We start from the raw sequence: 18197 nt of genomic DNA, 5'->3' as shown, positions 1-18197 counted from the left end.
AAAGGCATATAACTTAAAGTTAACAAATTGATATGAGACTCTTAATTATCTTCAGAAACATTTAGGAATTGGGGCTTTTCTACCTTTCCGAAAAGTTTTTCGCCCCAGTTCTTCCATCCATATTTTCTGGCAAGAACCAGCAGAAAGACAGGATAAACGATTAGAATCGGGATCATTAAATCCCAGCCAACCGACGGATCAGAAATGTCTTTAAATATTGAGTTGGTCTGAAAGGCAGTCCAGTCGGCAGTAACGATAAGGGCCGTAAGCAGGTTATTTGCCGCATGAAAACCCAGGGCCAGTTCAATACCTTCATCCATTAGGGTCATTATGCCCAGCAGAAAACCTGTTGAGATATAATGTATCATAATAATATTCCCAAGTTTGGTCACTTCAGGATTGAAAAAATGTAATCCCCCAAATACCAGAGAAGTAATAATTAACGGAAGCCATCTATTTCCTGCGGCTACTCCAATACCCTGCATTAGATAGGCTCGGAAAAAATATTCTTCAAAACTGGTTTGAAGCGGGATCCAAATGATCGCAATGACCATTAAGATTAGAAAAGGCTGTAATTGAAAATTCAGTTGATAATCCTGTGGATTGGCAAGATAATCCCCTGTCGTTATAACAATAATGTAAATGGCTACCATAAGGAATGCAAACCAGAATCGGCTCCAGTCAATCTTTAGCCGGGAGGTCGTTAATGCCCTCAAGGGCTGATCGTGAAGCTTTTTCACCACAAAAAGCAGACATCCCAGGGCAATCGCAAAAGGCAATAACATTAGAAACAGGAAGTAATTGGAATCCAGAGCCGTCATCATTTCCGTCTCGGTCATATTCATTACCTCGTAACCTTTCTCGGCAACAAGGGCGACAAGTATGGGAATCTGACCAGCAAAAAGACCCATGACCACAACCACGATCCCTATTATGTATCTCCAAAAATCGTGTTGATATTTAAATACCTGATTTATAAACATCTCTTTCAATAATTAATTTCCCACTCTTTTGCAGGATTGTAATGAATATTTCCATTTTTCACTTCCAGCGGACTGGCAAAATTATTTGTATACAGGCTACCTGTCCCCAGGCCCTGAGGCAATTCGGTTTGCAGCGTATACGTCCACTGCGCAATGGCATTTAAACCGATATTACTTTCAAGTGCGCTTGTGATCCACCATCCTACCTCATTCTCTTCACATAGCTCTTTCCATTGCTCGGTTCCTCTGTAACCGCCAATCAAACTGGGTTTAAAGATGGCAAATTGCGGCTTTATAGTTTGTATGTGATTTCTCTTTTCTGTTACATCTGTCACTCCAATCAGTTCTTCATCAAGTGCAATTGGCAACGGAGTTTTTTCACAGAGTTTTGCCATTTCTTCAATCTGCCCCTGTTTTATAGGTTGCTCTATACTATGCAGATCAAGTTCTGAGAGTCTTTTAAGTTTTTCGAGAGCATTATCCGGAGAAAAGGCTCCATTAGCGTCCACACGCAGCTCGATCTCTTTTGCTGAAAAATCTTTTCTTATGGATCTTAAAAGCTCCATTTCGGTTTCAAAATCGATCGCTCCTATTTTCAGTTTTATACAATTAAAACCGGCTTCGATCTTCGCTGAGATCTGCTTCTTCATGAATTTCCTATCCCCCATCCAGATAAGTCCGTTTATAGGAATGGCCTTTTTTCCTGAAGTGAATTCTGAAGGAAAAAGGAGAAAAGGATCTTCAGCCGTTAAACTTTTGAAGGCCATTTCAACCCCAAATTGAATACTGGGAAATTCCCTTAGTGCCTCCCAAAGTTTTTCTTCACCAAGCTTAATATTTTCGCAGGTCCATTTTAATTTTTCTTCATAATCGGGCCTGTCGTCATAACTAAGACTTCTTAAAATCCCGCATTCACCTATCCCGAAATTCTTTCCATCAAAAATTTTTATAAACCAGGTTTCCTTTTCAGTAAGAACGCCCCGCGAAGTTCCGCTAGGGCGTTTAAAATTGAGTATATACTTTTTGTAGCTGGCGATCATAATTCTATAGATTCTCCAATCTCAAGCAACATTAGGTCCTTGCCTTTTTCATAAAATTTTCTTTTCGCTTCTTCATGATCAATTTCAATATACCCGAAAGTATCGTAGTGACATCCAAGTATCTTATCGCATTCAATAAAATCGCTTGCTATAATTGCATCATCTACTCCCATGGTAAAATTGTCACCTATAGGCAGCACAGCCAGATCCAGCTCTGTTTGCATGGGGATGAGTTTCATATCCATACATAGGGCAGTATCTCCCGCAATATAAATATTCTTATGCTCACCTTCTATCACAAAACCTCCCGGTTGACCTCCATAACTTCCATCGGGAAAAGAACTGGTATGGATAGCATTCACATATTTCACGTTTCCGAACTCAAAATCCCAGCTACCTCCATGATTCATGGGGTGTACTTCAAAACCTTTAGCTTCATAGTGATTAGCGATCTCAAAATTACTTACAATGATTGCTCCCGTATTTTTCGCGATCGCCTCAGCATCCAGTGTATGATCCTGGTGAGCATGAGTCAATAGAATATAATCTGCTTTTAGCTCATTGATATCTACTTTATCTTTCGCGAGATCGTTCCCGGTGATAAACGGATCCACTAGGACATTAATTTCTCCTATTTTCAAAGCCAGGGTATTTTGCCCGTAAAAAGTGATTTTCATAATTCTGGTTTTTCGGTTTTTATAAAAATAGAAATTAGTCTAAAAACCTTCGGTACACACAGTATATAATTTTGTTAAAGCAGGAGAAAATTACCAGATAAGTCCAAGTGCGAATAAAAATGATATTCCAAAGGTTGAAAGTGCTACAATTTTCAACTCCGGATCCAGTTTGGCAGGATCTTCATTATTCACCACCCTTAGAAGGTGAAAAATAAGAGGTATAAAAGCCAGAAGATATATAAAATCATTAAGGTCCTGCGAGGTGATCACTGAGTAGATCACCATACAGAATAAAGCTCCCAGTATCAGTATATAATGATAATCTTTTGCCCTGCGTTCTCCCAGTTTTACCACCAAAGTGATCTTCCCCGATCTTTTATCAGAAATTCTATCCCGAAGATTGTTCAGATTAAGTACCGCCACGCTCAGGAGTCCGATGGAAACGGCCGGAAACAGGCTCACCAGGTTATGATCATGACTATAGAGATAATAAGAACCGTACACAGCAACCAGCCCAAAAAATACAAATACGAAGAGATCTCCAAAACCACGGTACCCATAGGCTGAATCACCAACGGTATATTTTATAGCAGCTACGATTGCTCCTATTCCCAGAAACAGGAATACTAGCGAAGTAAGTATCATTTTACTCCCAAAGGCGGCATAGATTAGAAGTACGGCCATTAACAATGTGGCGACCGAAGTGATAACAATGGCCATCATCATATCTTTTTGAGTGATAAGTCCGCTCTGTATCGCTCTGGCAGGGCCTATTCTTTCTTCATTATCTGTCCCTTTCACACCGTCTCCATAATCGTTGGCAAAATTGGATAATATTTGCAGACCCAGTGTAGTACCCAGGGCAAGGCTGAAGATCGCGATATCGAAATAACCTTCGATGCCGGCTATACTACTGCCAACAATAATTCCCGAAATAGACAAGGGTAAGGTTCTAAGCCTTGCGGCGCCGATCCAGGACGATAATTTACTCATTCCTTAATTCATTATTTTTACCAGGAGTTCCTTGAGCAGATCTCCATGTGAAACATTTGCCGCACCAACTCCTTTACTTTTCACATCGGTTTCCTGAAGCAGGCTAATGGCCCGACTTACCTTTTTCATCGGATAGTTTCTTGCGGCTATGGCATAATCACTTACAAAATAAGGACTGATCTTTAACTGTTTTGCCACACTGCCTTTAGATTTATCACTTAATCCATGATACTGAAGGATCTGAGAAAAATAAGAGAACAGCAATGAAATTGTTACCACAAGGGGATTGTCTTTGGGGTTCTGAGCAAAGTAATTGACTATTCGATGTGCCTTTAAGGAATCCCTTTCCCCGATAGCTTTTCTTAATTCAAAATTGTTGAAATCCTTACTTATCCCGATATTTTCTTCAATGATCTCCGGGCTTATGCCTGTCCCTTTCTCACAGATAAGTTGTAATTTCTGAAGTTCATTATCTATCTTCCCAAGATCGGTTCCCAGAAATTCCACCAGCATCTGTGCTGCTTTTGGCGAAATACTGTACCCCCTGCTTTTCATGGTCTTGCTTATCCAGTCTCCGACCTGGTTTTCATACAACCGCTTTCCTTCAAAAACAACTCCGTGCTTTGATACAGCCTTATGGAGTTTTTTTCGTTTATCAATCTTCTTGTATTTATAACACACCACAAGGACAGTAGTAGGCTGAGGATTTTCAGCGTAATCTGCCAGTTTTTCGATGGTTCTTGAAAGTTCCTGAGCCTCCTTCACGATCACAACCTGCCTTTCTGCCATCATAGGATAGCGCTTGGCATTGCTTACAATTTCATCAATACTCGTATCCCTTCCATAGATAAGCATCTGGTTGAAGCCTCGCTCCTCCTCGGTTAAAATAGATTCTTCTATAAAATCGGAAATCCTGTCTATATAATAAGGCTCCTCGCCCATCAGGAAATAAACTGGCTTGATATTTCCCTTCTGAATGTCGGTTACAATTTGTCTTGCTTCATCCATATGGATCACTGCAGGGTTTTGAATAAGAGAAAACTGAAAAAGTTAATTGCAGGCCTGTAATAATCTTTGTTACTTTTGAAACATGCAAAAACTGAATTTCCCCCCATATTCGTTTCGGTTCAAAAATAGTCAAAATAAAATAGCCGTTTTTGACGATCTGAGGAAAAAATTTGTGATTCTTACCCCAGAGGAATGGGTAAGGCAACATTGTGTGAAATTCCTGCAAATTGAAAAGAACTATCCATTAAGTCTGATTAACGTAGAAAAACAGCTTAAAGTCGCAGGGCTTACCAAAAGGTATGATGTTGTGGTTTTTGAACCCAGCGGAAATATTCAGATAATTGTAGAGTGTAAGGCTCCATCTATTAAGATCACACAGGACACATTTGACCAGATAGCCCGTTATAATCTGAGCTTAAAGGCTGATTTTCTAATGGTCACTAACGGACTGGAACACTATTTTTGCCGGATGGATTATGAGAATGAGAATTATATTTTTCTGGAAGCACTCCCAGATTATACAAGATAAATGAAAGTAGCAGTTGTTATACTTAACTGGAATGGAAGGAGCCTGCTTGAGCAGTTTCTTCCGTCGGTAATAACGCATTCTCCCGAGGCAACTATATATGTTGCCGACAATGCTTCTACTGACGAATCGGTAAAATTTTTAAAATCTGTATATCCCGGGGTTAAAATCATCCAGAATGATCGTAATGCAGGCTATGCCGGGGGCTATAACCTTGCACTTAAATCTGTAGAAGAAGAGATCCATATCCTGTTGAACAGTGATGTGGAAGTAACGGCAAACTGGTTAAAACCCATTATTGAAGTTTTTGAAAACGAACCGGACACCGCTGCAGTACAACCAAAAATCCTCGACTACAGAAAAAAGGACTATTTCGAATATGCAGGTGCTGCAGGTGGATATATCGATAAATACGGATATCCTTTCTGCCGAGGGCGCATCTTTCAGGAACTGGAAGAAGATCACGGCCAGTATAATGACGACCAGTATATTTTCTGGGCTAGCGGGGCGTGCCTTGCAGTAAGAAAATCAGCTTATCAGGAAGTTGGAGGACTGGACGAGGATTTCTTTGCGCATCAGGAAGAGATTGATCTTTGCTGGAGACTTCAGAATAAAGCTTATAAGATAAAGTATGTGGGTAATTCCCATGTTTTCCACGTTGGCGGGGCGACTTTGCAGAACATGAATCCCAAAAAGACATTTTTTAATTTCAGAAACAGTCTTTTTCTCCTTTTGAAGAACGTTGAAGGTTCAAAAGTCTATCAGATTTTGTTTATAAGGATGCTTCTGGATGGGCTGGCTGGAATTAAATTCCTTCTGGAGGGAAAATTCAATCATTTCTTCGCAATCCTTGATGCTCATGCCAGTTTTTACCAGTATTTCAGAAAAATTAGAAAAAAAAGACCTAAATCATTCATTTTCAGTAAATATCATATAATCCCTTCAATAGTTTTTTCTCATTTCGTGTTGAAAAAAAATAAATTCACGGAACTTTTAAAATAAATCAAAAAGGAAATGTTAAAATACCTTTTTGGCTTACTATTTTTTTGATATTTTTGGGCATTCTAACAATTTAAATTTATAAGAAACGAATTATGAAAAAAATCATGCTTTTGTCCGCAACAGCTGCCATTTTGCTATCTTCATGTGTTTCACAGAAAAAATACAATGAACTAGAGGCAAAGCAAAGAGAAACTCAAGATCAGTTAAACACTGCCACTGTTAAGCTGAACTCCTGTCTTGATGAAAAAGACAGAATGAACCAGGAAATTACCAGACTTAATAATACCAATGCTGCGTTACTTAATAACGTAGGAGATCTGGCCACTCTTTCTAAGAAAGAAGCAGAGAACCTTGAGCGTTCATTAGAGAGTATCAAAGAGAAGGATCTTGCTATCCGTTCTATGCAGGACGCTATGAACAAAAAGGATTCTGTTACTCTTGCACTTGTTACCAGTCTTAAAGGAGCACTTGGAAACATGAGCGACGAGGACATCGAGATAAATGTTGAAAAAGGTGTGGTTTACGTTTCTATTTCTGATAAACTTCTTTTTGACAGCGGACGTTACAACATTACTCCACGTGCAAAAGAAGTACTTGGAAAAGTGGCTACCGTTGTTAAGAACAAGCCAAACATCGAGTTCATGGTTGAAGGTCACACAGACAACAAGCCTATCAAAACTTCTATGTTCGAAGACAACTGGGATCTTAGTGTAAAGCGTGCTACTTCTGTAGTAAGAGTACTTCAGGATGATTTTGGTGTTGAACCATCAAGAATGACTGCCGCTGGTAGAAGTTACTACATCCCTGTTGCGACTAACGAAACTGCTGAAGGACGTGCCAAGAACAGAAGAACAAGAATCGTAGTTCTTCCTAAACTTGATCAGTTCTACAGTATGATCGAAGAAGGAATGGAAAAAGCCACTTCTGGTCAGGAATAAGAAAACAAGATTTTCCAAATATCACGAAAAGCTCTGCAAATGCAGGGCTTTTCTATTTTTAAGACCCAATTAACTGATTAAGAGGTATTTATGTGTAAATTTACAGATCTGATCACCAAAAGTTTTTGAGCTATGAAGAAGAAATTCTACTCCTGGTGTATCGTTATGCTCTTTTGCATATTTCTCTGTCTGGCCTGTTCGGAAGAAGAGTTCAACCTCAAAGAACCTGTTTTTCATCCCTATCTGGAGCAACCTTATCATCAAAACAAAACACCTAAGCCTTCAGGGAAGAGTCAGTACTTTTTCTGTAACCTGATCAAACCTTACTTTGACGACGACCTGAATATGCCCGCCTGTGAGCTTACCACTTTTGGACGGGTTTTACAGGATCAATTTGAAAGTCTCCTAAAGGATCCATATTTTAATATGGAACTGGTCAATTACTATAAAGAACTGCATAAAAAATATGTTACCCACTACCGCGGAGAGAATTATTACGGGCCTAATGGAGAATATGATCAACTGGCAGAAAAGACAATGCGGGAACTTAGAAGTTTTTGGGATCTTAACCGTGAAATCTACCTGAACGGACAGCACACCGCTTCTTTGGATGACAGGGAGATCCTTACCGATATGATCGAAAGTTTTGATCGTTCTGTACGGAATCGTTCCGAAGCTTACAGGAAAGCTGACGCACTCCTGGAAATAAATGAACTTTCACCTAACCTCCCTGAAAATCCATATTTCGCGATGGATGCTTTTACCAGGCCGAACGGCTTACTCGTGATTGGCGATGGGTTAATCGAAACTCTAATACAAGCCGGGATAGATGGACAGATAGCCTTTTCAGCTATCCTTGCCCACGAATGGTGGCATCAGGCTCAATATGAATATTCTGGCCGCTGGACAGTACCTGAAGAATTTACTGAAGCCTCGCAGGTCTCCAGGTTCAAGGAACTTGAAGCCGATTTCGCTGCAGCCTATTTTCTAACACATAAAAGGGGAGCTACATCCAATTGGAAAAGAATAGAAGAGTATTTCCACCTGTCTTTCACTGTAGGCGACTGTCTTACGGGTAGCGACACTCATCACGGCACCCCCCTTCAAAGAATGAATGCCGCTGAATTGGGTTACGAACTGGCTGAATCAGCTAAAAAGAAAGGTTTTATTCTAACTTCGCAGGAAGTTCACGATTATTTTATTGAGAATCTGGATAAGGTCTTCTGAATTATAAGATCTCCACACTTCCTTTTCCTTCCCTTATCACCTCAGGCTCCTCGGTAGTAAGATCTATGACCGTAGAGGGTATATTATCTCCATAACCACCATCTATCACGATATCCACCAGGTTACTCCATTTTTCCAGGATTAGTTCTGGATCGGTACCATATTCAAGCACCTCATCCTCATCCCTAATGGAAGTTGAAACAATAGGATTCCCGAGGCCATTTACTATGGCACGACAGATATTATTATCGGGTACACGAATCCCAACTGTTTTCTTCTTCTTAAAAACGTTGGGCAGATTATTTCCTCCCGGCAAAATAAAGGTATAAGGGCCGGGAAGGCAGCGCTTAAGTATCTTAAAGGTGGCTGTATCTATTTGCTTTACATAGTCGGAAAGATTGCTTAGATCCTCACATACGAAAGAAAAGTTAGCCTTTTCCAGCTTTACGTTCTTTATCTGGGCTATTCGTTCAAGAGCCGCAACATTGGTTATGTCGCAGCCCAGACCATAGATAGTATCTGTAGGATAAATAATAAGTCCTCCTTTTTTGAGGACCTCTACAACCTTATTTATATGTTTTGGAGCGGGATTTTCGTCATAAATTCTCAATAATTCAGCAGCCATAATAGTATTTTTTAAACTGATTAAAATTTACGATTTTAAAATGGAACTACATAAGAAAGCTGGGAGACTCAATCGGCATATTTAAACTCACTTTCACACTTCAAAACCTTATTACCATCTTTCCCTCAACATTTAAAGCTCCCTCTTTTCCCTTTCCTATTTTCTTCAAGGTAAAAATAAAGCCGCTTTTCAAGACTTTAAATAACAGAAGTTTAACGGCTATATCAGGAGATCACCTTAAGCTTTGCAAAGCGAAGCAGAAGTTTTTTGATCCCTCCTTCATCAAAGTCTATTTCGGCTTTTCTATCCTGCCCCACTCCTTCCAGTTTCAACACTTTTCCACGGCCAAAACGCATATGTTCCACCTCATTTCCTTCCACCAGTTCTATATTATTCCTGGCTTTAACTGGCTCATTAGCAGCTGGCTTTAGTTTGCGCAATTTTCGCAGTTGTTCTTCAGAAGGTTTATGCGATGGCGGTGGTGTACCGTTGGTTGGTTTGGTCCGTCTTAATTTGCTTTTATCAACATCATCCCCAAAGATATCGGTGTCTATTAAAGGTTTATATTTATAATCATCCTGAGGCACCATCATATCCACGTACTGATCATCTATCTCCTCAATGAAACGGCTGGGCTCGGCATCTACCAGTTTTCCCCAACGATAACGGGATAAGGTATAGGTAAGATAAGCCTGCTTTTCGGCCCTGGTAAGAGCTACATAGAAAAGTCTTCGCTCTTCCTCCAGTTCACTTCGGGTATTCATACTCATGGCAGAAGGAAACAGGTCTTCTTCCATTCCTACGATATACACATAGGGAAATTCGAGTCCTTTAGCGAGGTGAATGGTCATCAGAGCCACCCTGTCATCGTCCCCGGTATCATTATCCAAATCGGTTGCCAGGGCCACATCTTCGAGAAATTCGGCTAGAGAACCGGTGGCATCGGCGAGCTCTTTCTGCCCCTCCACGAAATCGCGAATACCATTCAGTAATTCCTCAATATTTTCTATTCTTGCGATACCTTCAGGAGTCCCGTCTTTTTTCAGTTCCTGAACCAGACCGGTCTTACGGGTAACTGTTTCAGCCAGCTGAAAGGCATCGGAAGATTCGTTCATGATACTGAAACTCTTGATCATATTCACGAAATTCTCAAGTTTTGTCTGAGTTCCGCGATTGATCTTCAGATCCAGTTTATCAAGGTTTTCAATCACCTCAAATATAGATCGGTTATGCTGGTTTGCCGCAACCGATAACCTGTCCATGGTTGTCTGTCCAATTCCCCGGGAAGGGTAATTTATGATTCGCTTTAGCGCTTCCTCATCTTTTGGGTTTAGAATAAGCCTTAAATATGCCAGTACATCCTTGATCTCCTTTCTCTGGTAGAATGAGAGTCCGCCATAGATACGATAAGGAATATCCTTCTTTCTCAGAGCGTCTTCCATCGCCCTGCTCTGAGCATTGGTTCGGTATAAAATAGCAAAATCACTGTTATTGAGCTGATTCTGCATTTTGTTCTCGAAAATTGAACTGGCTACATACCTACCTTCTTCCCCGTCTGTGAGCAATCTGTTAACAATTATCTTGGGACCATCATCATTGGCGGTCCAAACCACTTTTTCCAGTTTGGTCTTATTCTTATCGATTATTGAGTTTGCCGCGTTTACGATATTCTTGGTAGAACGGTAATTCTGTTCCAGCCTGTACATCTGTACATCTTCATAATCTTTCTGAAAGTTCAGAATGTTATTGATGTTCGCTCCCCGGAAGGCATAGATACTCTGCGCATCATCCCCTACCACACATATGTTCTGGAATTTATCTGAAAGTGCCCTAACGATCAAATACTGTGAATGGTTTGTATCCTGATACTCATCTACCAGTATATACTTGAACCGGCTCTGATATTTATGAAGTACATCGGGAAATCGATTAAGGAGCTCATTGGTCTTTAACAGAAGATCATCAAAATCCATCGCCCCGGCTTTAAAACAGCGATCTACATATTCCTTATATATCTCCCCCAGCCGTGGCTTTTTAGACATCGCATCGGCTTCCTGAAGTTCGGGATTCTGAAAATATGCCTTTACAGTGATCAGGCTATTCTTATATGAAGAGATGCGGTTATATACCTGTTTATATTTATATACATCCTTATCAAGCCTCATATCTTTAATGATAGCCCTTATCACGCTATGCGAATCCTGCGTATCATAAATGGTGAAATTGGAAGGATAACCCAGTTTATCGGCCTCGAATCTCAGTATCTTGGCAAAGACCGAGTGAAAGGTCCCCATCCAAAGATTCTTAGCCTCACTGTTTCCAACTATGCTGGCAATACGATGTTTCATCTCCCGCGCGGCCTTATTGGTAAAAGTAAGGGCCAGAATATTGAACGCGTCTACCCCCTGGTTCATCAGATAGGCAATCCTATAGGTAAGCACCCTCGTTTTACCAGATCCCGCACCGGCGATAACGATCATTGGCCCGTCTTTCTGTAGCACCGGAGCCCTCTGTGCATCATTCAATTCAGCTAAATAAGCTTCCAATTTTCCTCCGTTTTTAAAAAGCTGAAAGGTAACCAAAATGACCAAAAAAGTAAACCCGAATCCATTCCTTTTTTAAACAATCATTTTCGGTATCCCGACAATTGCAGTATAATTTAATATCTTTAAAAATCTTAACCTTAACTATCATCAACACCCCATGAAAAAATATCTTTGGTTGTTTGCTTCCCTAATTTCATCTTTTGTTTTTGCACAGGATTATGGCCCGGGAAATATGATCCCGGATTATGGCCAGACCTTCACGATTGAATCTCCAGGATTTGAAACTGATACCAAAAATTTGCTTAAGGCAGTAATAGATGTAGACAGGAGCTTTGATCCTTCCCAGCCTAATAAACTTATTGAGACCGCCGCCAGGTATCTCAACATGCATGAAAAAGCAGGGGTTAAACCAGAAAATATGAAGCTCGCGCTGGTTCTTCACGGAAATGCTGTATTTGATGTAATGAAGGACGAGTTCTATTCAGAGAAATTCCCGGAAACAGAAAAAAATCCGAACCTGCCTCTCATCGAGGCTCTCACCAGAAATGGAGTTCAGGTGATCCTGTGCGGACAGAGCGCAGCTCACCATAAGGTAACAAAAGAGAAAGCCGATGAAAATGCCGAATTCGCACTCTCGGCAATGACAGCCCTGGTTCAGCTTCAAAACGAGGATTACAGACTTATAAAATTTTAAATTTACTATGAAAAGATACTTAATAACCGCTTCCATTCTTATTAGCGGATTTCTTTCTGCCCAAAATGAGATTTCCGCAAATGAATTCAAAAACATAGAGGATAAGGTAATTGAATGGCGCAGGGATATCCATCAAAACCCTGAACTTTCCAATCGGGAATTCAAAACAGCCGAAAAGATCGCAGCTCACCTGGAATCGCTGGGCATAGAAACCCAAACTGGAATTGCGAAGACAGGAGTGGTGGGAATACTGAAAGGTGATAATCCCGGAAAGACGGTCGCACTAAGAGCAGATATCGATGCACTGCCGGTAACAGAGAATAATGACCTGCCTTTTAAATCGGAAGTCACTACCGAGTTCCTGGGTTCCAAAACCGGGATAATGCATGCCTGTGGCCATGATACTCATACGGCAATTTTGATGGGAGTAGCCGAAATACTTTCACAGCATAAGGACAAAATAAACGGCACCGTAAAATTCATTTTTCAACCTGCGGAAGAAGGACCACCTCCCGGGGAAGCAGGCGGAGCTTCGTTGATGATAAAAGAAGGTGTGCTTAAAAATCCTGACGTGGATGCGATCTTCGGCCTGCACATCAATGCAGCTACACCGGTGGGTACCATTAAATACAAACCTGAAGGAACCATGGCTGCGGTGGAAAGATTTGTGATAAATGTGAAAGGCACACAGGCTCACGGTTCAGCTCCATGGAGTGGTGTAGATCCCATTCTTATCTCGGCTAAGATCATTGATGGTCTTCAAACCATTATAAGCCGTAATGCCGAGTTAACTGAATCGGCTTCGGTAATTACGGTTGGAAAGATAACCAGTGGTGTGAGGTTCAATATAATCCCGGAAACAGCTGAAATGATTGGAACTGTTAGAACGCTGGATCCAGAAAACAAAAAACTTATCTTAAAAAGAATGAGAGAACTGGTTCCTGCTATTGCAGAAGCCTATGGCGGGGAGGCAAGCATTGAGATACAGAATAACACGGCGATCACATTTAACGATCCCGCCCTTACCGCAAAGATGCTACCTACCCTTCAAAAAGTAGCGGGCGAAGAAAATGTAAAACTCATGAAAGCTACAACAGGAGGTGAGGATTTCTCTTTTTTCCAGGAAGAAGTTCCCGGCCTGTATTTTTTCCTGGGTGGAATGCCTGTAAACGGAGAACCTACAAGACATCATACTCCGAAATTCTTTATTGATGAAAGTGGCCTGCTACTAGGGGTTAAGACAATGACGCAGTTAACACTGGACTATCTGAATGCACAATCTTAATTAAACGAACAGGAACCGGCTAACCCGGGAGGTTCAAATCCCGGGAAATTCAATTAACTTTGAATTTTCAAAAGTCTGACCAGAAAATTTTATTTGATGAACGAAGCAGATATACTCAACTTTCTCTACGCCATTTTACCCGCTATTGTTGTGGGATTAGTAGCCTTCTATTTTTTTCATACCTATTCAAAAAATGAGGATAACCGTCGCAGGTTCCTGATGCTGAGAGAAAATAGAAAGACGGCACTGCCAATCAGGTTACAGGCTTATGAGCGGCTCACATTGTTCCTTGAGAGAATTTCACCAGGAAAGATCCTATTCAGAGTCAAAGCTACTTCAGAAGATGCCAACCTTTATGCAAATTTGCTGATTGCCACCATAGAACAGGAATTTGAGCATAATATCGCGCAACAGATCTATGTAAGTAATGAATGCTGGGATTATATAAAGACGGCAAAAAACGCAACTATCACACTAATAAGGAAAGCTTCTTCCAGGGAAGAAATCAACACCCCGGATGAACTTAGAGAGGTTATGCTAAAAAGTCTCATTGACAAACCGGCACCTACCGATGCCGCACTGGCATACATCAAAACGGAGGTTAAAAGCCTAATCTGAACCAGGAGGATTTCTGAGCCTTTCTTTCCAGTTCCTTCTTCTCGGCATATTCGTAACCTTGTTGCCACCATTGGGTCATAGCCTTCTTATTGAAAACAAGGGAATTTTCGGTAAGTTTTGTAGGGGTATAATAGATATTAAGTTTAACTTTTTTATTCATCGCTGCAAGTTTTCCTTCAACGATATCATGATATTCCACCTGGTCCAGTAAAAATCCGAAAAGATTCACCATTAGCGAAAATGGGTTTTTTCCGAGTATCTTATTATACTCCATATTCTCAGCTTCGAGGATTATCGCATCAACTTCGGTAGCACCTCTTTTTATTGCTTCCCTGATTGGCACCACGCAACCAAGACCACCATCGGCATATTCATAACCGTCCTTTTGTGCAAGGCTCATAAAAGGGATATAGTTACAACTAATCCATATCCAGTCGCAAAAATCATCATATTCAAATTCGTGAATGGATTTATATTCCACCCTGTTCTTTGAAAGATTAGAAACGGTGACCACCACATCTTTAACCTTACTCCTCAGCTGGCTAAAGTCCTGATGAGAGAAATTCTTCCTTATATTACGTTTCAAAGCTTTACTTTCTCCAAAGGTGCGCCGCTGTCTGATAAACTGCCAGATAGTATTCAGGTAATTAATGGTAACATATTTCCGCCCCTCTTTTTTCTTGACGATAAAGGGATTAATGCTAAAGATCTTGCGTTGGGTGACATTGGTATAGATATCGTAGATCTTCTGAATATTCCCTGCCGCTAGGTGAGGAATCAAAAGGCTCCCGGTAGATGTCCCCAGAAACAGGTCATAATTATTCTTTTTTTCCTGAATTAGATACTGGGCCACGCCCCCGGCGAAAGCTCCCTTACTACCTCCTCCCGATATTACCAGTGCTCGCATTAAGGTTCAATTTGGTCTAACTGTTTATTTTTATGCTTTGCAAATTCAAAGCCACTTTCCCACCATTCTGTCATCTTCTCTTCATCAAAAATAAGAGAATTGGTAGTCAATACCGTGGGCGTATAATAGAAATTAAGAATAGCATCGTGATGCGTGGCCGAAAATTTTCCTATTTCTATATTCTGGCGTTCGATTCGATCCAGCATAAATGCAAAAAGATTGGTTATCAAAGAAAAAACGTTCTTGGAGGGCAGCCTGTTAAAATAAGTGACCTCTGTCTTTAATATGATAGCATCAACCTCGGTAGCTCCTCTTTTTATCGCTTCCTCTATAGGCACCATAGACCCGAGGCCACCATCGGCATATTCACAACCATTCTTCTTGACGAGGCTCATAAAAGGTGTATAATTACAGGAGATCCATATCCATTCAATAAAATCTTCATAATTATAGTCTTTTATCGACTTATACTCTACATCATTGAGGGAAAGATTTGAAACCGTAACCACTATATCTTTAGGACCGGCTTTAAGCTCTTCAAACTCCTCTCTGGTAAATGTTCTCTGGAGCAGCTTTTTAAGATGGAAACTATCACCAAATGTTTTTCTTCCTTTTAAGAAGTTTAGAATAACATTGAAGTGATTGATACTTATATTATCGTGACCGTGTTTTCGGTTTATCAAAAAAGGTCTGCTGCTAAAGATGCTGGACTGATTTACCGAAGTGTAAACCTTCCTTACCTTTTCGGCTTTGCCAAGCGCCATATGGGAGATCAAAAGACTACCCGTGGAGGTTCCGATGAAAAGATCATAATCCCTTTTCAATTCCTCTATAAGATACTGGGCAACTCCTCCTGCAAAAGCACCTTTGCTACCTCCCCCCGAAATGACCAGCGCGCGCATATTATCCGTTGATTTTTGACCTTAGATATACTGTTTCCTCCTCTGCCATTACCTGGGAAAGTTGGGTTAGCTCTTTTCTGTACTCCTCGTTCGTTAGCAATTCAGAAAGCAATTGCCGACAAAAATTCCTGAAACTATATGTATGATGATGAGTTCCTCTAATCAGGCTTTCCAGGCTTTCACGATTAAATGCTCCAATCTGGTACAGATAGCTGAATGCATTCTCTCTAACCTGAAAAGGCCTCCATTCTGCAGTATATCCCGCTAGTTCCTCATAATAGGAATTTGTTTTTTCAGTTTCAAATTCTGGAGTAACAAGATTGAGCGTAAGCCATAGTATTCTGATATTCTTATTATAAAAGCCCTCCAATCCGGCGGTCTCGCTTAGGTATTTTCCTCTTTCTGATGGAAATTGCTCCCATAATCTGTACAGGGCTCCTTCTTTTGTCAGGTAAGATTCATCTTCCAGCAGTGATTCAAATTCCTTTTTTAGCTCCGGCGGAATACCGGTCATGCTCATGGAGATTGCCTGCCTAACATACAGATTATTGCTTTGGAAAGCTTTTTTATATAACTGGATGGCCTGTGCCGATTCCAAACCGGCTAGTTGATGAACCACTTCCTGTCCTGTATAATCGTTAACCGGAAAGGTTAAAGCTTCATCCAGTAGTTCATATTTCTGGTCCAGCGGAACTTCCCTTAAAGATGCTATGTTGAGGTAATCTCTTATAAATTCCGATCTTTTCAGGGACTCCAGGGACTCCTCAGCCTTAAAGGCCGATTGTTCCAGCCAGTTTTTGACAAATTCTGAAAGATTCATTCCGGAAGCCTTTTCCATTTCTTCAATAAAATTGTCGGTCTCCACATTCTCATAACTATAGAGCTCCAGATACTTCTTGATCCCTTTTTTAAAGGCTTCATCTCCCACTTTTTCTCTTAAAATATGAAGAGCCCATGCCCCCTTCTGGTAAAAGGTAAGTGAACTTGCATTTGGATTAAGAAGAGCCTGACCTTTGCCGGTATCGCTCAGTTCTTTGAGCTGTTCGGCAGTCTCGAAAAGTTTCCAGTAATAGTAATCTTCTCCGAAGATCTCTTTTTCGGCCAGCAATGCATAATAAGTTGCAAATCCTTCATGCAGCCAGTGATGTTTACCGTTCTTTTCGGTCACGAGATTCCCGAACCACTGATGAGCAAGTTCATGGGCATTCACATTTACATAATTCCTGTCCTTGAAACCAATGGAATCGGTCATAAGCGAATGGGAAAAAATTGTGGTTCCGGTATTTTCCATTCCCGCATAAAGAAAATCCCTAACTGGTATCTGCTTATAATTTTGCCAGGGATAAGCCACACCGATCTCCTTTTCAAGAAAGTCGAAGATCTTCTGAGTATACCTGTAGGTAGGTTCTAACATCAGGGAATCTTCAGGTCTGTAAAAAAGCCGGATCCTGTCACCTGTTCCCGAGGAGATATCCTCAGACTTATATTTTCCTGCGGCAAAAGCTACAAGGTAGCTACTCATGGGTTTGGTCATATCGAATTCCCAGCGGGTAAGCGAATCATTTATTTTTTCCCTGCTCTGCAGCACTCCGTTCGCTATAACTTCATACCCGGAAGGAAACTCAAAGCTTAGATCGAACTCTGTTTTTTCCTCCATATCATCAAAGCTGGGCAGCCAGGTTGAAGTATACCTGCCCTGCCCCTGAGTCCATACCTGCTTTTCAGAATCATCTATATCTGGAAACTCCCAGTTTATAAAGTACATACCAGATTCCGGCCGGGCATTATAACTTAATTCAAGCGTATTATTCTTAGAGGGAAGAAAGTTGTGAATTACATATACACCTTTAGCATTTCCCGAAAATTTAACAGGTGATCCGTTAAGTGTGAGATCGTGGAACTGCATTTTTCGGCCATCAATAAACAGCGTATCCGTATGCTTTAAAATATCAAGGCTATAAACCACCTTTCCTTCTACCTGCTTTGTAAATGGCCATATTTTTACATCAGCTTCAACTTGTTGGAAATCGAAATATTCGGTTTGGGAAATTTGTTGTTCCTGAGCCATCAGAATACCTGAATGGAAAATGACCAGAAAAGCTATAATATTTCGCATGTAATCATGAAGAATAACTTCTGCAAAATACAAAAACGGCGCTTCAATCCATAAATTTTACTATTTAAAACAGCTATTCTCCCATTGTAGCCTTCAGAAATAAATCGGTT

The 18197-nt window shown here is 40.7% G+C and carries 17 protein-coding genes; 7 read left to right on the top strand and 10 right to left on the bottom strand.

Annotated features, from left to right (window positions below; translation table 11 throughout):
- Positions 1 to 41: 41 nt before the first annotated feature.
- The 5 genes from EZJ28_RS06710 to holA all read right to left on the bottom strand — a co-directional run bounded on the left by EZJ28_RS06710 (position 42) and on the right by holA (position 4701).
- Positions 42 to 983: a CPBP family intramembrane glutamic endopeptidase gene (locus EZJ28_RS06710; RefSeq protein WP_131396187.1), complete on the bottom strand. Its 942-nt coding sequence runs from the start codon at positions 981 to 983 to the stop codon at positions 42 to 44.
- 5 nt (positions 984 to 988) lie between these two features.
- Entirely contained in the window at positions 989 to 2023 is a 1035-nt protein-coding gene (locus EZJ28_RS06705) for an o-succinylbenzoate synthase (protein ID WP_131396185.1), read from the bottom strand.
- Positions 2020 to 2700 carry a metal-dependent hydrolase gene (locus tag EZJ28_RS06700; RefSeq protein ID WP_131396183.1) on the bottom strand — a complete coding sequence of 227 codons (681 nt, stop codon included), beginning with the start codon at positions 2698 to 2700 and terminating at the stop codon, positions 2020 to 2022. The genes EZJ28_RS06705 and EZJ28_RS06700 overlap by 4 nt, the downstream gene beginning before the upstream one ends.
- 90 nt (positions 2701 to 2790) lie before the next feature.
- The gene (gene menA, locus EZJ28_RS06695) at positions 2791 to 3693 is read right to left on the bottom strand and encodes a 1,4-dihydroxy-2-naphthoate octaprenyltransferase (RefSeq protein ID WP_131396181.1); all 903 of its coding nucleotides are present in this window, start codon (positions 3691 to 3693) and stop codon (positions 2791 to 2793) included.
- Between the two features lie 3 nt (positions 3694 to 3696).
- Positions 3697 to 4701, bottom strand: coding sequence for a DNA polymerase III subunit delta (gene holA, locus EZJ28_RS06690; protein ID WP_131396179.1), 1005 nt, complete (start codon positions 4699 to 4701; stop codon positions 3697 to 3699).
- 82 nt (positions 4702 to 4783) lie between these two features.
- On the opposite strand from holA, the gene EZJ28_RS06685 reads away from it, so the two are divergent.
- From EZJ28_RS06685 to EZJ28_RS06670, 4 genes are all read left to right on the top strand, one after another.
- Complete coding sequence (locus tag EZJ28_RS06685; RefSeq protein WP_131396177.1) at positions 4784 to 5230, top strand: type I restriction enzyme HsdR N-terminal domain-containing protein; 447 nt, start codon at positions 4784 to 4786, stop codon at positions 5228 to 5230.
- On the top strand, positions 5231 to 6229 hold the full coding sequence (locus EZJ28_RS06680) for a glycosyltransferase family 2 protein (RefSeq protein WP_131396175.1): 999 nt from the start codon (positions 5231 to 5233) through the stop codon (positions 6227 to 6229).
- A 92-nt stretch (positions 6230 to 6321) separates the two neighbouring features.
- Positions 6322 to 7167, top strand: a complete 846-nt coding sequence (locus EZJ28_RS06675) for an OmpA family protein (protein ID WP_131396173.1) — start codon at positions 6322 to 6324, stop codon at positions 7165 to 7167.
- A 132-nt stretch (positions 7168 to 7299) separates the two neighbouring features.
- The gene (locus EZJ28_RS06670; protein ID WP_131396171.1) at positions 7300 to 8394 is read left to right on the top strand and encodes a hypothetical protein; all 1095 of its coding nucleotides are present in this window, start codon (positions 7300 to 7302) and stop codon (positions 8392 to 8394) included.
- 1 nt (position 8395) lies between these two features.
- Here EZJ28_RS06670 and EZJ28_RS06665 read toward each other — a convergent pair whose 3' ends face one another.
- Positions 8396 to 9019, bottom strand: coding sequence for an L-threonylcarbamoyladenylate synthase (locus EZJ28_RS06665; protein WP_131396169.1), 624 nt, complete (start codon positions 9017 to 9019; stop codon positions 8396 to 8398).
- 224 nt (positions 9020 to 9243) lie between these two features.
- Positions 9244 to 11565: an ATP-dependent helicase gene (locus EZJ28_RS06660; protein WP_131396167.1), complete on the bottom strand. Its 2322-nt coding sequence runs from the start codon at positions 11563 to 11565 to the stop codon at positions 9244 to 9246.
- A gap of 157 nt (positions 11566 to 11722) precedes the next feature.
- Between EZJ28_RS06660 and EZJ28_RS06655 the strand changes: the two genes are divergently transcribed.
- From EZJ28_RS06655 to EZJ28_RS06645, 3 genes are all read left to right on the top strand, one after another.
- Entirely contained in the window at positions 11723 to 12259 is a 537-nt protein-coding gene (locus EZJ28_RS06655) for a DsrE family protein (RefSeq protein WP_131396165.1), read from the top strand.
- 7 nt (positions 12260 to 12266) lie between these two features.
- Complete coding sequence (locus EZJ28_RS06650; RefSeq protein ID WP_131396164.1) at positions 12267 to 13544, top strand: amidohydrolase; 1278 nt, start codon at positions 12267 to 12269, stop codon at positions 13542 to 13544.
- Positions 13545 to 13640: 96 nt separating this feature from the next.
- The gene (locus EZJ28_RS06645; protein ID WP_131396162.1) at positions 13641 to 14162 is read left to right on the top strand and encodes a hypothetical protein; all 522 of its coding nucleotides are present in this window, start codon (positions 13641 to 13643) and stop codon (positions 14160 to 14162) included.
- On the opposite strand, the gene EZJ28_RS06640 is transcribed toward EZJ28_RS06645, so the two are convergent.
- Genes EZJ28_RS06640 through EZJ28_RS06630 form a run of 3 tightly spaced genes read right to left on the bottom strand, consistent with a single transcriptional unit; the run spans position 14146 to position 18087 of the window.
- Positions 14146 to 15069: a patatin family protein gene (locus tag EZJ28_RS06640; RefSeq protein ID WP_131396160.1), complete on the bottom strand. Its 924-nt coding sequence runs from the start codon at positions 15067 to 15069 to the stop codon at positions 14146 to 14148. The genes EZJ28_RS06645 and EZJ28_RS06640 overlap by 17 nt on opposite strands.
- On the bottom strand, positions 15069 to 15971 hold the full coding sequence (locus tag EZJ28_RS06635; protein WP_131396158.1) for a patatin family protein: 903 nt from the start codon (positions 15969 to 15971) through the stop codon (positions 15069 to 15071). The genes EZJ28_RS06640 and EZJ28_RS06635 overlap by 1 nt, the downstream gene beginning before the upstream one ends.
- Before the next feature lies 1 nt (position 15972).
- The gene (locus EZJ28_RS06630) at positions 15973 to 18087 is read right to left on the bottom strand and encodes a M1 family metallopeptidase (RefSeq protein WP_165499039.1); all 2115 of its coding nucleotides are present in this window, start codon (positions 18085 to 18087) and stop codon (positions 15973 to 15975) included.
- Positions 18088 to 18197: the final 110 nt, after the last annotated feature.

This window comes from Gramella sp. KN1008, assembly GCF_004332155.1.
Taxonomy (GTDB): domain Bacteria; phylum Bacteroidota; class Bacteroidia; order Flavobacteriales; family Flavobacteriaceae; genus Christiangramia.
Note: the sequence above shows the minus strand (reverse complement) of the source record. Positions and strands in the feature narration are given on the sequence as shown.